The organism is Chloroflexota bacterium (genome assembly GCA_014360905.1).
In the GTDB taxonomy this organism is placed as follows: domain Bacteria; phylum Chloroflexota; class Anaerolineae; order UBA2200; family UBA2200; genus JACIWX01.
In genome coordinates this window covers 1-14,982 of record JACIWW010000039.1, presented here as the reverse complement: position 1 = coordinate 14,982, position 14,982 = coordinate 1, and the positions used below count along the sequence as shown (strand labels likewise).

Annotated in this window: 16 protein-coding genes; 9 read left to right on the top strand and 7 right to left on the bottom strand. The window is 51.1% G+C overall.

Going from position 1 to position 14,982, the window contains the following annotated elements; all coding sequences use genetic code 11:
- Positions 1–210: 210 nt before the first annotated feature.
- Positions 211–2,754 (bottom strand): SMC family ATPase, encoded by a 2,544-nt coding sequence (locus H5T67_12310; GenBank protein MBC7246087.1) that lies wholly within the window; start codon positions 2,752–2,754, stop codon positions 211–213.
- A gap of 180 nt (positions 2,755–2,934) precedes the next feature.
- Between H5T67_12310 and H5T67_12305 the strand changes: the two genes are divergently transcribed.
- Positions 2,935–5,070, top strand: a complete 2,136-nt coding sequence (locus tag H5T67_12305; GenBank protein MBC7246086.1) for a bifunctional (p)ppGpp synthetase/guanosine-3',5'-bis(diphosphate) 3'-pyrophosphohydrolase — start codon at positions 2,935–2,937, stop codon at positions 5,068–5,070.
- Positions 5,071–5,097: 27 nt separating this feature from the next.
- On the opposite strand, the gene H5T67_12300 is transcribed toward H5T67_12305, so the two are convergent.
- Positions 5,098–5,538 (bottom strand): Rrf2 family transcriptional regulator, encoded by a 441-nt coding sequence (locus H5T67_12300; protein ID MBC7246085.1) that lies wholly within the window; start codon positions 5,536–5,538, stop codon positions 5,098–5,100.
- A 223-nt stretch (positions 5,539–5,761) separates the two neighbouring features.
- Here H5T67_12300 and H5T67_12295 point away from each other — a divergent pair, with 223 nt between their 5' ends.
- From H5T67_12295 to H5T67_12260, 8 genes are all read left to right on the top strand, one after another.
- Positions 5,762–6,598, top strand: coding sequence for a response regulator (locus H5T67_12295; protein ID MBC7246084.1), 837 nt, complete (start codon positions 5,762–5,764; stop codon positions 6,596–6,598).
- Positions 6,599–6,641: 43 nt separating this feature from the next.
- Entirely contained in the window at positions 6,642–7,019 is a 378-nt protein-coding gene (locus tag H5T67_12290; protein ID MBC7246083.1) for a response regulator, read from the top strand.
- 16 nt (positions 7,020–7,035) lie between these two features.
- A complete protein-coding gene (locus H5T67_12285) occupies positions 7,036–7,461 on the top strand; it encodes a response regulator (protein MBC7246082.1) in 426 nt (141 codons plus the stop codon).
- On the top strand, positions 7,452–7,907 hold the full coding sequence (nuoE, locus tag H5T67_12280; GenBank protein ID MBC7246081.1) for an NADH-quinone oxidoreductase subunit NuoE: 456 nt from the start codon (positions 7,452–7,454) through the stop codon (positions 7,905–7,907). Before H5T67_12285 ends, nuoE begins: the two co-directional genes overlap by 10 nt.
- The gene (nuoF, locus tag H5T67_12275; GenBank protein MBC7246080.1) at positions 7,900–9,168 is read left to right on the top strand and encodes an NADH-quinone oxidoreductase subunit NuoF; all 1,269 of its coding nucleotides are present in this window, start codon (positions 7,900–7,902) and stop codon (positions 9,166–9,168) included. The genes nuoE and nuoF overlap by 8 nt, the downstream gene beginning before the upstream one ends.
- Positions 9,169–9,200: 32 nt before the next feature.
- The gene (locus tag H5T67_12270; protein MBC7246079.1) at positions 9,201–9,581 is read left to right on the top strand and encodes a response regulator; all 381 of its coding nucleotides are present in this window, start codon (positions 9,201–9,203) and stop codon (positions 9,579–9,581) included.
- Positions 9,582–9,739: 158 nt separating this feature from the next.
- The gene (locus tag H5T67_12265; protein MBC7246078.1) at positions 9,740–10,216 is read left to right on the top strand and encodes an ACT domain-containing protein; all 477 of its coding nucleotides are present in this window, start codon (positions 9,740–9,742) and stop codon (positions 10,214–10,216) included.
- 97 nt (positions 10,217–10,313) lie between these two features.
- The gene (locus H5T67_12260) at positions 10,314–11,693 is read left to right on the top strand and encodes a HAMP domain-containing histidine kinase (GenBank protein ID MBC7246077.1); all 1,380 of its coding nucleotides are present in this window, start codon (positions 10,314–10,316) and stop codon (positions 11,691–11,693) included.
- 65 nt (positions 11,694–11,758) lie between these two features.
- Here the strand turns inward: H5T67_12260 and H5T67_12255 are convergent, their stop codons facing one another.
- The 5 genes from H5T67_12255 to fdhD all read right to left on the bottom strand — a co-directional run bounded on the left by H5T67_12255 (position 11,759) and on the right by fdhD (position 14,748).
- Positions 11,759–12,229: a cyclic nucleotide-binding domain-containing protein gene (locus H5T67_12255; protein MBC7246076.1), complete on the bottom strand. Its 471-nt coding sequence runs from the start codon at positions 12,227–12,229 to the stop codon at positions 11,759–11,761.
- A gap of 115 nt (positions 12,230–12,344) precedes the next feature.
- The gene (gene hypB / locus H5T67_12250; protein ID MBC7246075.1) at positions 12,345–13,001 is read right to left on the bottom strand and encodes a hydrogenase nickel incorporation protein HypB; all 657 of its coding nucleotides are present in this window, start codon (positions 12,999–13,001) and stop codon (positions 12,345–12,347) included.
- A 78-nt stretch (positions 13,002–13,079) separates the two neighbouring features.
- Positions 13,080–13,421 (bottom strand): hydrogenase maturation nickel metallochaperone HypA, encoded by a 342-nt coding sequence (gene hypA / locus H5T67_12245; GenBank protein MBC7246074.1) that lies wholly within the window; start codon positions 13,419–13,421, stop codon positions 13,080–13,082.
- Positions 13,414–14,022, bottom strand: a complete 609-nt coding sequence (locus H5T67_12240) for a molybdenum cofactor guanylyltransferase (protein ID MBC7246073.1) — start codon at positions 14,020–14,022, stop codon at positions 13,414–13,416. The genes hypA and H5T67_12240 overlap by 8 nt, the downstream gene beginning before the upstream one ends.
- 9 nt (positions 14,023–14,031) lie before the next feature.
- Complete coding sequence (fdhD, locus tag H5T67_12235; GenBank protein ID MBC7246072.1) at positions 14,032–14,748, bottom strand: formate dehydrogenase accessory sulfurtransferase FdhD; 717 nt, start codon at positions 14,746–14,748, stop codon at positions 14,032–14,034.
- Positions 14,749–14,982 lie beyond the last annotated feature (234 nt).

The following is a 14,982-nucleotide window of genomic DNA, read 5'->3' as shown; positions in this document are numbered from 1 at the left end:
ACCGAAAACGTGTTGGACACGCTGCACATACCGATACCTACTTAGAAAGGAGCGAGGCAGCCTGGTGTCTTTATCATTTGATAGAACCATCACGTGTCAGTGACATTATCATTTGATTTTGCGCGGGTTTGCGTTATTTGCAGGAACTTGCCATGATCAACTGTAAATGGTGGGTATATCATTCTACCGGAGGCAAGTAATCATTCTTCCTTATGTAATAGCAATCTGTGACCCTTGTAGCGTCTTGTAGACATCAATGCGCACGGGGAAGGCATCTTTCAATTCTTCGATATGCGTGATGACAATGATCCGAGCGAAATCATCCTTAATCGCATTGATTGCTTCTACCAGACGCTGCCGTCCCTCCACATCCTGTGTTCCAAAGCCCTCATCAATGATCAAGGTCTGCAACTGCGCTCCTGCTCGTCGCGCCAGCAGTTTGCTCAGGGCAATACGGAGCGCAAAGTTGATGCGAAAAGCCTCCCCACCAGAATACAGCTCATAGTTACGCGGACCGTTCTCGTCGGAGATCTGGATATCCAAAGTCTCGATGGTAGTGCCACTCTTGGTATCTCGCTGTGTCGTTAGTTGCAAACTCATGCGACCATCGGTCATGCGACGCAACAAGGAGTTGGCCTCATCTTCTATCTCTGGAATAGCCGTCTCAATAATCAAGGCTTGTAGCCCCTTTTTCCCAAAAGCTAGCTGTAATTCTTCATACACGCTGCGCTCATCTGCCACTTCTTTTAGTTGTTGCAACCTTGCCTGTCTCTCCCTGGCGAGGTAACGACAATAGTCCAGTTTTTGTTGCGCTGCGCCTACCAATTGGCGTGCATCCCCCTCCTTGCTGCGCAACTCATCTGCCTCACGCTGCATTGCATCCAAGCGCTGCGCCAATTCTTCAAGCCCAGCCATAGCGCTCAATAGCTCTGCCTGGCGCTGCCGATCTGCTTCTAAGGAGGCTGCCCACTGCTCGCGTGCTTTGGCTAGCCGTTGGTGATTCCCGTGCAACTGGATGATGCTCTGTTGTGCCCTCTCTAGTTCTACTTTGTCTTTTTCGAAAGCACCCAGTGATTCCACAAGCTGACGTGCTTTCTCGTGGGCTGTTTTGTCGTAACCCAACTCAGCAATGCGTTTCTGGAATGCAAGCAGTTGTGCTTGCTCTTCCCGCGCAAAATCTCCTCGTGCCAATTGCTGCTCCAGCGCAAGCAGCTCTTGCTGCTGCGTTTGCACATTTGTCGCTGCCTCTTGTGCTTCCTGCATAGATTTGCGCAATGTTGCTTCGCGGCCCTGTAACGCAGGTAAACGGCGCAATTCACGTTCAATGCGTTCTAACTCATCCTCGGTAGATTTGGTTCGTGCATTGAGCTCAACCAGTCTCGCTTTGTTTGTGCGATAAAGGCTCCCTTGCTGCGTACCCTGTTCCTTGAACTCGTCAAGCAAGCGCAGGCGGTCCTCTTCAGCCAAATTCTGGCCACAAAGAGGGCATGTGGCAGTGGGTTCTTGCAATAACCTGACTTTCTCTTTGAGAGCTGCCATCTCGATCTTCAGTTGAGCATTGGCTGCGTTGAGAGCAGCAATTTCAGCGGACAGTTCGCGGAGGAGCCTTTTCCCAGCTTCAGCCTGCGCCTGAAGGGCGGCCAATTTTTCCAACTCTTGGCAGACCTGGGCGTGTTCTTGGGTTAGCGCGGCGTATTGCTGGGCCAGTTTCTGTAGATCGGCGACTCGTTGTTCGATACCATGCTTTTTGAATTCCAGTTCCCTCTTTGCTTCCGCAATGTGTTTTTCGAGACGATTTTTCTCCTCGTTTAGGGAGAAGAGCTGAGATAGCTTCACATTGTATTCCGCCTCTTTTTCACGTGCCTCTAGCAATTGTGCGTAGCCTCTCTCGATTTCAGCCTGGCGTGCGATAATGGCTTCATCAGCAGCAATGCGTTGGTCTAGGACTTGGATCTGTTCCTCGATATCGCGTAATTGGGACTCGGCCGCAGCAATGCGGTCGTTGACCTCGTTTAGCTGGCTTTTCTGTGCTTCGCGTGTCTTTATCTGGTCGCGCAATTCCTGAAGGGTGGCTTCTGCGGCTCTAGCCTGGCTGCTCAGTTGGGCCAATTCTTCCTGAGCCTGTGCAAGTTCCCGTTCGTATTCGGGACGATGCTCCAGTTCGCGCTGAAGCTCTTGGATACGCGCGCCAATTTCACGCTCGGCTTGTTCTTTTTCCTTGGCCAGGTTCTTCGCCTGTTGCTCATATTCGTCGTAGATGGACAAGCCCAAGATGTCTGCCAGAACGCGCTTGCGTTCCGCAGGTTGCTTGAGCGTGAACTCATCAGCGCGCCCTTGCAGCAAGAGAGCAGAGTTAATAAAGGTGTCATAATCCATGCGCAAGATTTCGTTGATCCTGGCCTGGGTTTCACGTTGGGTGCTGGCGGTGAGGGGGCGAAACTGTCCATCGTCCCTGACCTGTAGTTCGAGCACGCTTCTGCGCCTCAGCTCTCGTTTGCGAATAACACGGTAGAGCACATTCCCCAACTGGAACTCAAACTCTACCTCCATTTCCTTCTGTCCAAGCGTGATCAGTTCGTCGTCTGAACGGGCTCGGGCACGACCCCACAGCGCCCAGGTCATGGCATCCAAAATGGCTGATTTGCCATGGCCATTGTCTCCAGCTAGGCACGCCAGATGGATGCCGGTAAAATCCAAGGGTGTCGGGTGGCGATAACACATGAAATTCTGTAACCGCAATCGTACGGGAATCATCCTGCTCACCACGCTTTCTAGAAGTCTCCCTACTCGCCCTACTTATCAACCTGGGGTTTGCGCTCACAATGCTCTGCCGAATGATACCATAGGTGCATCATCTGTGCCAAGACAAGCGATCATGGGCTATTTTGCATGAAGTATATAGGTGCTTTATACTTTTCATAGCAGATGAGCGCGATGGAAAAGTTCGAGCAATTCCTCCAAAAACTGGATAAGAACCTGTACGAAGCCGATAGGGAGCTCCTGCGTTGCTCCTATCAGGTAGCCATGCAGGCGCATGAGGGACAGGCTCGCCTGACGGGCGAACCCTATGTATACCACTCCCTGGCCGTTGCTCAGATTCTGGCTGACTTGCACATGGATGCCACAACGCTAGCTGCTGCCTTGTTGCATGACGTCCCTGAAGATACGCCGATCACCTTGCAGGACATACAAGCTCAGTTTGGCAACGATATTGCCAAGCTAGTAGATGGCGTGACCAAATTGAAACGCATCCGGGAGTTGAGCCGCACCCGCCAAGGGGCGCTAGCCGAAGCCCAGGCAGAAAACATCCGGAAAATCTTCTTGGCCATGGTGGATGATATTCGCGTGATCATGATCAAGCTAGCTGACCGCCTGCATAACATGCGCACTTTGGATGCTCTGCCACCCGAAAAGCAGAAGAGGATCGCTCAGGAGACCCTCGACATCTATGCCCCGCTAGCCAACCGCCTGGGCATCTGGGAACTGAAGTGGCAACTAGAGGATTTGGCCTTGCTGCATCTTGACCCGCTAGAGTACCGGAGGATAGCGGGATTGCTGGCGGAGAAGCGTCAGGAGCGAGAGGAGTATGTTCAACGGGTGATCGCGATTATCCGCACTAGGTTGCAGGAAGAGGGCATTGCGGCGGAAGTGACAGGACGCCCCAAGCATATTTACAGCATCTATCGCAAGATGAAAGAGAAGGAACGTGATTTCGAAGAGATTTACGATGTGCGCGGGGTGCGTATTATCGTGGATACCGTCAAAGACTGCTATGCAGTGTTGGGGATCATCCACAGCATGTGGAAGCCAATTCCAGGCCAGTTTGATGACTACATTGCGATGCCCAAGGATAACCTGTATCAATCCCTGCACACCGCCGTCATCGGACCCGAGGGCCGCCCATTTGAAGTGCAGATTCGCACTTGGGATATGCACCGCGTGGCAGAATATGGCATCGCGGCTCACTGGCGCTACAAGGAGCAAGTCAGGCGGGATCTCAGTCTGGAAGCAAAAATCGCCTGGCTACGTCAGGAATCCGATCTGCGTCAGGAAGTGAAAGATGCCAGCCAGTTCGTTGAATCATTGAAAAGCGACGTCTTCCCGGAGCGAGTCTACGTTTTTACTCCGAAAGGAGATATTGTAGATTTACCCAAAGGAGCTACACCGGTTGATTTTGCCTATTACATCCACACCGAAATAGGCCATCGCTGTCGCGGAGCAAGAGTGAATGGCCGCCTGGCGCCTCTGGATTATCAGTTACACACAGGGGACCAGGTAGAGATTTTGACCGCGAAAAAGGGCGGTCCGACCCGCGATTGGTTGAATCCCCAGTTAGGATATCTCAAGACCGCCCGCGCGCGGGAGAAGGTCAGGCAATGGTTCAAGCAACAGGAACGCGCTGAGAACATTGCGCAAGGACGCGAAATATTGGAGAAGGAATTACAGCGCCTGGGTTTGGATCAGCGGCCATTCGAGGAGATTGCTAAAGTCTTTAAGTACGATAATGTAGACAATTTCCTGGCGGCCATTGGCTACGGGGATATCGCTCCCCAGCAAATTGCGGCAAAACTGGCGGATGCTGTCGTGCAACCCCAGCTCTTTCCCGAGCCCATCCTTCCCCCACCATCTGTGGTGGGCATCCAGGTAAAGGGGGTGGGCGACTTGCTCACAAGGCTAGCACGTTGCTGCAACCCAGTCCCGGGGGATCCGATCATTGGCTACATCACTAGAGGTACAGGGATTACGGTTCATCGCCGCGATTGCCCCAATATCAAGAACATCAAGGATACAGAGCGCTTGATTGGAGTAGAGTGGGGCATGATGCGCGAGGCGTATCCAGTAGATATCCGAATCGAGGCCTTTGATCGGGCAGGGCTGTTACGAGACGTAGCCTCGATAGTAGCCGATGAGGGCATCAACATGAGCGCAGCCAATGTGTCCACGCACGCGGACAATACGGCTACCATTCAAGCTACCCTGCTGATCAATAACATTCAGCAGTTACGCAATGTATTGAGCAGGCTGGAAAGCCTGCGTGATGTGTTAGAGGTGCGTCGCGAAAAAGCATAGCACAGTGTGAGGACAATGGCGCGTACCTCAGGTTGCTGCACTGCTTCTAGCCTGCTGTATTGCAATGGTTTCTTGAGCCAATACCTCCAGAGTAGCGGCGTCAAGCGTTGCCAGTAGTTGCTCCTGCGCTTTACGCAGCACATGATAGACGGCACAGCCTTCCACGTTTGGACATCCTTCGCGGATATCTAGGCATCTGTTCAGGGAGATAGGTCCCTGCAAAGCCTCAATGACATTGCGCAGGGTGATCTCCGAGGCAGGTTTGGCCAGGCAAAAGCCACCCTTGGCTCCACGATGCGAGCGGACGAGGCCAGCTTTAGTCAGATCCTGGAAGATCTTGGCCAGATAAGTCTCCGGTACGTCCTCGTCCTTAGCAATTTCATGGAGCAAACTCACTTTCCCGCTCGGCTGCGTAGCCAAATAGATGATACCCCGTATACCATAATCCGTTCCTTTCGTTATCTTCATCTGTGCTTGCCTCCTTATCCGCGAGGACAATTTATCTACATTATAGCACAGGAATACCGCATAATACAAGAGCAAGCGGGCATGATAGAGTTGCTTACTCCACAAAAGCCACAACGACTAACATCACTGCAACTAGACGAAAATTGACGCGTACAACACTCGATTTGACGAAATTCGCAAAATATGCTATAATAATAAGCGAAAATCGTAATGGAGTATGGTTTTGGGCTACGAAATTGACGAACTTGATCGCCGCATTATTGCCTTTTTGCAATTGGATGGCCGTGCATCTAATGTAGAGATTGCACGCGCTCTAGGCGTGGCGGAGGCTACGGTGCGCAAGCGTATTGAACGCTTGCTCAGTGAGGGAGTGATGCGTATTGCAGCCGTTCCTAGTGTAAATAGGCTCGGTCTGGAAGTGGAAACGGTGATCCTGCTCAAGGTGGACCCAACACGAGCTTTGCGCATCGGGGAACAATTGGCAGAGATGAGAGAGGTTCGGGCTGTTCGCTACACAACGGGCGAATACGATTTGATTGTCGAAGCGGCTTTCCCTTCTAATGATGACCTGCTCCACTTTCTCACCAACCGCTTGATAAGCATACCCGGGATTCAATCCACAATAATCTCCCATGTATTGAAAAATATCAAACAGAGCTGTGATTGGATCCTGCCTAGGGAGGGACCTCCCATCATTCTGGTTGTGGACGATGATCCGGATTTCGTCGAATTCACACGCATGGTGCTGGAAAAGGCAGGCTATCGAGTTATTGCTGCGGCTAACGGCGAGCAGGGTCTGCAAGCAATGCGTCAGGAGCAGCCAGATCTGGTTATCCTAGATGTTATGATGAGTGGCATTCTCGATGGCCTTAACGCCAGCATGCGTATGAGGACGGTACAAGGTCTTGAGAAAACACCCATATTGATGGTTTCTTCTATCACCAGCTCTGACTATGCAGCTATGTTCCCTACCGATGAGTACGTCCCTGTGGAGAGCTTTCTTTCTAAACCAGTTAGCCCTGAGCAATTGCTGTCTGAAGTACAGCGATTGTTGTCCTAGCGGCAAAACACAATTTTTGACTAAAACACGGAGGAGGTTACACATGGCCAAAATTCTAGTAGTTGACGATGACCCGGATTTTGTGGAGATTACGAGAACGATCCTGGAATCCAACGGGTACGAAGTGGTGTCTGCGGCCAGCGGTGACCAGGCCCTGCAGGTGATGCAAAAGGAATTGCCAGACCTGGTGCTTCTTGATGTGATGATGGCTACGGTGTTGGATGGCCTCAATCTGAGCCATGTCATGAGCGAAGACCCGGTGCTGAAGCATGTGCCCATCGTCATGGTTTCTTCTATCACGGAAAGCCCACATGCAGGATTATTTCCCACAGACGAGTACATCCCGATCGATGCCTGGATCTCGAAGCCAGTACAACCTAATGATTTGCTGAATAAAGTTGCTCGATTTGTCAAAAAATAGCCAAGGAGCCAGTGCAATGTCCCCTGCTGGTAAGGTGCTGGTTGTAGATGACGATCCGGATTTCGTGGAGTATACCCGCATTGTGTTGGAATCCCAAGGGTATGAAGTGCAAACTGCAGCAACCGCTGAGCAGGCCCTGAAAATGATGCGCCAGCAAAAACCAGATGTCGCCCTATTGGATGTGATGATGTCCTATGTCCTAGATGGTTTGAACCTCACGCGCCAAATGCGTGATGATCCTGAACTCCGCGACATCCCCGTGATTATGATTTCGGCCATTGTCAGTAGGGAAGAAGCAGGAGTCTTCCCGACGGATGAGTACCTGGCAGTGGATACTTTTATGACTAAACCTGTTGATCCAGCTGACTTGCTGCAGCAAGTCGCCAAGCTAATCCAACGCCGCAAGAGCGGCGAGACTACAAAGGAGGGAAAATGCAACTAGAAGCCAAAATCGCTGATCCAGCCAAACGCTCCATGTTATTGACTGCACTTTACATTGCTCAGGAGCAGTATGGCTACCTGACCAAGGAGGCGGTGGAACGCGTGGCCACACGGTTAGGATTGCCCGTAGCAGATGTGTATTCCATGGCTAGTTTCTACAGCCTCTATCGGGTCCAGCCTACAGGTCGCTATGTATTGCAGGTTTGCGAGGGGTTATCCTGCCATCTAGTCGGTGGCGCAGACCGCCTGGTGGATTACCTGCGCAAGAAGCTCGGCATCGAAGTGGGGGAAACGACCCCGGATGGTCTGTTCACGTTACAGACGGTACAATGCCTAGCTTCCTGTGGCACGTCTCCGGCCATACGTGTAAACGACGCACTATATGAAAACATGACCACAGAGAAAGTGGACGAACTATTGGAAACATTAAGGGGGTACCATGTTTGAGCGAGTCTTGACACGCAATTTTGGTTTGCCCCGCTCGGAGAGCATTGACACTTATCTGGCGAGCGGCGGTTATGAGGCTCTGAGGAAGGTGCTTCGCGAGTACACACCGCAGCAAGTCATTGATATCGTTACTGCTTCAGGGCTGCGCGGACGTGGTGGTGCTGGTTTCCCGGCCGGTCGCAAGTGGGCTTTTATCCCCAAGGACCCACAGATAGAAAAGTATGTCTGTGTCAATACGGATGAGGGAGAACCTGGTACATTTAAGGATCGCGAGCTAGTGGAGAAGGACCCGCATCAGGTGATCGAAGGAGTGATTATCGCCAGTTATGCAGTCGGTGCCCATCGCGCGTTCGTCTACATCCGTGGCGAGTTCTTCCTCGGCGTGAAGCGCTGGATAAAAGCCATTGACGATGCTTATGCCAAAGGGTTCCTGGGTAAGAACATTCTAGGCAGCGGATTCTCGTTAGACCTGTCGGTGCACCGTGGTGCCGGCGCATACATTTGTGGCGAAGAAACCGCCTTGATCGAGTCGCTGGAAGGCAAGCGCGGCCAACCACGGAAAAAGCCGCCCTATCCAGCCAGTGTTGGGCTGTGGGGCAAGCCAACGTTGGTACACAATGTGGAAACATTGGCGAATGTCCCCCACATTATCAACCGCGGAGCGGAATGGTATGCCAGCATTGGCACACCTAAGAGCACAGGTCCCAAGATCTTCTGTGTCAGTGGGCATGTCAAGAATCGTGGCATTTTTGAGCTGCCCCTTGGCGTGCCTTTGCGCGAAATTATCTACGAACATGCAGGTGGGATGGCTTTTGATAAAAAGCTAAAGGCAGTCATCCCAGGTGGCGCCTCCACACCCATGCTCACTCCTGATCAATTAGATATTCCAATGGCTTTCGAGACGCTGGAAGGTGCCGGGACAATGCTCGGGACCGGCGCAATCATCGTCATGAATGAAGACACATGCATGGTGGATGTAGCAAGACGCCTGATGCGCTTTTTCGCACATGAATCCTGCGGGCATTGCACGCCTTGTCGGACGGGCACCCAGCGCATGCTAGCGCTGCTAGAGGACTTGGAACACGGGAGAGGCAAGGCCGAAGACATTGCTTGTCTGGAGGAAATTGCATCCAAGATGCGAGGCCTCACTTTTTGCCCGATGGGGGATGCTGCTGCGAACCCTATCTTGAGTAGCCTGAAACTTTTCCGGGACGAGTACGAATATCACGTGAAATATAAGCGCTGCGCTGTGGCAGCATAATGTGAGACTGATTTTTGATGGAGGAGGAGCCTGTGTCCAAGAAGATTCTGGTTGTAGATGATGACCCCGATTTTGTCGAAGCCATGCGTCTGACCTTAGAGCCAAATGGCTATCAGGTCATCAGCGCTGCCAATGGGGATGAGGGACTAGCTAAAGTGAAAACAGAGCAGCCTGATTTGGTGATTTTGGATGTGATCATGTCTTCGGTGTTGGATGGTCTGCAGATGAGCCAGCGTATGCAGGAAAATCCGCAGCATAAGCGGATTCCTATCTTGATGGTGACTTCGATTGCCAATACCGATTATGCTGCGCTATTCCCAACGGACGAGTATATCAGCATCGACGGCTTTCTCTCTAAACCCGTGGCACCCGATGTCCTGCTAAAGCGCATTGGGGAATTGTTGCAGCGCTGAAACGGCCATTTGCTAAAGCAGTGCAATTTGGCTATCATGCATACGTTCCGAATGACCGCTCTCTAGAGAGCGATTAAGAAAGAGTTCATGTGCCCCCGGTTGCTATTCATCATGGGGGCACATGGCAAATGTATATACCTGCACTGGAGGTTGGAAAGATGACAGCCAAAATAAAGGCAGGGGGTATCATCCGTAACGAACGCTTAGCAAAAATTGGCGTAATGTCCGCTCCTGACCGATGTGGCCTAGCTTGTGACGTATTGCGCACGTTGGGCGAGAAAGGGATTAATGTCGAGTTCATTGTCCAATGCGCTGATTTAGCCAACAATAGCCACATTGTTCTCTGCGTCAAAGAAGACGATCTCGAGCAAGCGCTTGCAGTGCTCAAGCCCTTGCAGAGCGTGGTCAGGGCCGAAGAAATCACCCATCAACCCAATGTCGCTATTGTGTCTGTGTTTGGCCCCGATTTTCGTGAGCGTCCAGCCGTGGCTGCCGCCGTCTTTGAAGCGATGGCATCAGCGGGGATCAACATCCAGGCGATTAGCACGTCCATTTCCACTGTCTCTTGCGTGATAGATGGAAACCGGATAGATGATGCCGTAGTGGCCTTGAGGGAACATTTCGATTTACCTTGAGACAGGCACTAGAGCATGCGCTAAAAAGTGTTCCCTGTTGATTTTGTCTGTAAAGTGACAGTGTCCAAACTTACAACTCCTATGGTGGAGAGGAAACTTGACTGAACAACTGTCTGGTTTTTCACATCCTAGTTTGAAAGAGCGCACTGACCAGTTAATTGAATTTCGCTGGCTTTTCATCGTGGGAGCTCTGATCGTCATCTCCATTGGGAACCTTCTCTTTCCTGACTCGCTACCAATGCCTGTTCTACTCGTGATCGCTGCTACCCTGGCTATCGTCAACGGGCTTCTGTTTTTGTATGCAAGGCGCTTGGCTTTATCCAAGGCAGAAGATCAAGAAAGTAAGTATCTGAGATTTGCCCATCTGCAAATAACGCTAGATATTATTGTGCTTACAGTTCTTCTTCATTTCACTGGTGGGATTGAAAATCCATTCTATTTGTTGTACATTGTGTATGTTACCGTAGCAAGCATTCTTTTATCCCGCCTTTATAGTTTCCTGTACGCTGCTCTTTCGACGATGCTCTTCTCAGGATTTGTGATTGCCGAGTATCTTCAATGGCTTCCACACGTGCACTTGGCCGGCTTTGTCTCTCCACAACGCTATCAGCGTGGCCTTTACGTGGTGGTAGTATTGTTTGTGCTGGGTTTTACCCTATTTTTCTGCGCTTATCTCATTTCCTCCATAGCGGAGATACTGCGGCGACGGGAAAAAGAACTGCTAGAAGCCAATTTGTCCTGCGAGATACGTGCAGGAGAACTGGCAAAATTGAACGCCAGGCTAGCTGAACTAGACAAGGCTCGCTCTCAATTTATCCGCTTGGTGACACATGAACTGCGTGCGCCGGTGGCGGCGATCCAAAGCTACTTGCGTTTGATCTTGGATGGATATGTACCACCTGAGAAACAGAGGGAGATCATTGAAAAATCAGAGCGACGCGCTTTGGAGCAACTGGCTCTCATCAGCGATCTCCTAGAGCTGGCCCGCTTGCAAGACAGGCGGGCTGAGGCTGAGCCAGAATTGGTAGATGTTGCTGAAGTTCTGCGTGGCGTCACAGATCTGATGCAGGCCCGGGCCGAGGACAAGGACCTGTTGTTCAGTGTGCAAATAGAGCCGAATGTGCCTTCTGTTCGGGCCACCCCAGAGCATATCAAGCAATTGTGGACAAACCTGATCAGCAATGCCATCAAATATACCGAACCAGGTGGAATCGTGGTGGTCAGTTTGTCGCAGAATCCCAACTATGTAGTGGGCACGGTGCGCGATACGGGCATCGGCATGACGCCGGAACAAATGTCGCATCTCTTTGAGGAGTTCTATCGCACCGAGGAAGCGAAGGCAATGGAGCGACAAGGCACTGGGTTAGGGCTCGCGATCGTGAAACGCATCGTCGAATCGTACGGGGGCAGGATTTGGGTGGAATCGGAAAAGGGCAAAGGCAGCAAGTTCAGTTTCGCTTTGCCCAAAGCAGTATGAAGACTGTCCAAAGCAGAACCAAAAGAGGCGGGCCAGAGGTTGCTTGCCCCTTTTCTCACCAGAGGCTACAAAGAGCCCATGAGGCGTTTGAAGGTCAAGCCTTTGGCTTCCTTTAGCCTCTTGTTGATCTGACCTGCAAGTTCCTTCATGATGACAAAGCCCATGTGGCTATTGAATTCCAATAGTTCGTTCAGTTTCTTGCCGTCAATGGCGATAAGTTGAACATCCGTGAGGCACAAGCCTGAAGCTGTCATGCGACGAGGCTTGACCAGAGATGACCAGCCCATGAAATCCCCTGGCTTGTCCAATAAAATCGTAGCATCCTGGCAGTAGTCCGGTTGTGGGCAGATCTCATATTGCAGGCTTACCTTGCCTTCCTGCAGGATATAAAAGGTAGTCGCCTCATCCCCCTCGCTGAACATTACAGTGCCTCGTTTGTAACGCTCCTCACGGGCAAAGGGGAGTATCTGTTGCAGCTCTTCATCTGTCAATTCAGAGAACAATTCACAGGTACGTAATTGATCAACGGTAACCATGCGGTCTCCTTTGGCACGCTTTTGACTTCTATCTAGCTAAATTATACATCACAAATTGGCATTCGCGAAGGCAGAAATGCTAAAAATCCCTGCATAGTGTGGACGGAACAAGTTTTCATTTTTGCTTTCTTTCTCTCTGCTGCACTATCCATTCTGCCCAGCTTTCAATCCCCAGGCCTGTTTCGCAGGAGACTTCGAAAATCTTTACACCCGGATTCATGCCCAGCACCAATTTGCGAAACGCAGCTATGTCAAAATGCACATAAGGGAGTAGGTCTATCTTATTGATGACCACGGCATCTACCGCCACAAAGATGCTTGGGTATTTATAGGGCTTGTCATCTCCTTCGGGCACACTCGCGATCATCACATTGAGATCTTCGCCCAATTTGAATTCTACGGGACAAATGAGATTGCCTACGTTTTCGATCAACAGCAAGTCGAGACCCTCAAGCGGCAACTGCTCCAGGGCACGGCGTAGCATAGGTGCTTCTAGATGGCATGCTCCACCAGTATTGATCTGCACGACAGGGATTGCTTTCGTAGCCACTTGGTCGGCATCAACGGTTGAGGCAACGTCTCCTTCGATCACGGCAATGCGCAGGAGATGACGTAATGCGTCAATAGTGCGCAGGATCAAACTCGTCTTGCCACCACCTGGAGCTGCCATGATGTTGATGGCACAGATACCATGTGCGTCCAGCACTTGCTTATTTTGCATGGCGATCTCGTCATTGGCACTGAGGATACCTTCTATTACGGAAACTTTCATCAATTGCTCCTCTAAGCAAGTTTTCATTATTTGGCTTGATATTCACCACAAGGTCAAAAATACCATGGAGATATGTAGCTACTCAACCTCTATGCTTTCGATCAAGAACTCGCGGCCGGCAAGGATTTCGCCGCCTGACGTCAAGCATTTTGGACAAAGCCAATTCGAGCCTTTCAGCATAAATTCTTCACCACAAGCACGGCAGCGCAAGCGCGCGAGGATCCGTCGGATGTGCAGTGTTGCACCAGCAGCGATCGTACCTGGGCTGAGCATGTCGAAATAGAATTGAATGGAATCATCCACAAACCCAGTTAACTCTCCAATGACCAGATTGATGGCAATAACGCGTCGCGCACAAGCGCGTTGGGCATGGTCAATCACAATATTCAGAACGCTTTGGGTGATCGAGAGCTCATGCATTGTGGCAAACGGTGATTCTTGCGCGCCTTTGCGCTAATTCCAGGTCGTCCCGAGTGTTGATATTGAAAAAGGATAGATGCTCGGGATCGAACAGGCTCAATTCGCTTTCCGTGACATAGCGCACCCGTATTTTGGGGAACACCTTTGCGATGCGCAGTTCCCCTTGCTGTAACAAGTCCTCGATAGGGCGTATACAAGCCTTGCTGTAAATCGCATGTAATGGCTCTGTATTATCCAGAATGCGTGGGATCACTGCGTCGAAATCGGCGGATAAAAGAATCATGTACCGCAGGAGAGGCAAGCTCAAAAAAGGCATGTCACAGGCCACAACTACCCCGCGCTCGTAACGCATGGCCTGTAAACCGGAATAAATGCCTCCTAAAGGACCGGTACCTGGGTAAGCATCTGGAACAACACGGACAGATAGCTGGGCAATTTCGAGTCTTTTGTCTGCCACTACAAGCAAGTCGTCGCTCAAATTACTCAATGTTTCGAGGATTTGCTGCAGCAACCACTTGCCATTTAGTTTGAGCTGCGCTTTGTCCATGCCGAGACGTTGGCTTTTTCCACCAGCAAGGACTACAGCGCTGACTTTAGGCATGTTCATCCCTCAATCAGCTCGTTTCTCTGTGATTCCGCGTATCCGCTCAGGATGTGTGTAGATCGTGAATCGTTCCCCACGGGCAAAACAGATGAGCGTCACGTTCGACCGGTCAGCCAGGAGGATTCCAGCATTGGTCGCCGCCGCTTTGGATACAATCAGAGGGACACCTGCGTTGGCCACCTTGGCAATCATTCCGGCTGGCTGTCTCCCAGTACAGCCGATGATGCACTGGGAAAGGTTGATGCCGTTCAGCACAGCAAAACCAACGATTTTGTCAATGGTATTATGACGGCCAATGTCGCTGCTTCTAACCAGCAATTGCCCATCCCGGAAAAGGACAGAACAGTGAACCCCACCCGTTTTTCTCCAGATATCCGATTCGATTTCGCCAATAACGCGGAAAACCTCATCCTTTGCAATGGTCAGCTCTGAACTGACGATCTTGGGCATCCCTCTTACACCGATGCAACCAGAAGACCGTAATTCATAGTCAATCCTGGCATTGGTCTTGGCATAGATCCGTATGTCATTTTGGGAGACTCGCACATCCTCCACCTGCTCGGATAACCCTTCGCAGATTACAAACCCTGCGCCCAATTCCCGCAACTGATCCGGGCTGGCAACGATCTGCGCCAGCGGGACATCGTTCAAGTACAGGCGGAAAGTATCCTCGATGCAGACAGGGTCCTGCAACGAAATGACTAGATTTCGTTTTATTTGGATAGCGGAATACTCTTCGTAGGTTCTTGTCACATGCTCTCCCTGCGTATGCCCGATATACCACTAGATTATATCATCAACATTAGTCCAGAGAAAACGCTGTATCCTTGTAGGGTGCATTTCAGTTTAGGGGCGAGTTGTAAACGGCTGTCCACACTTCATGGAAACGTTTGCTGAGGATAGCAGCTCGAATTGGGGCCAGGCGTTCTAGCCCAGCTCGACTCCAGCGCATCCCAG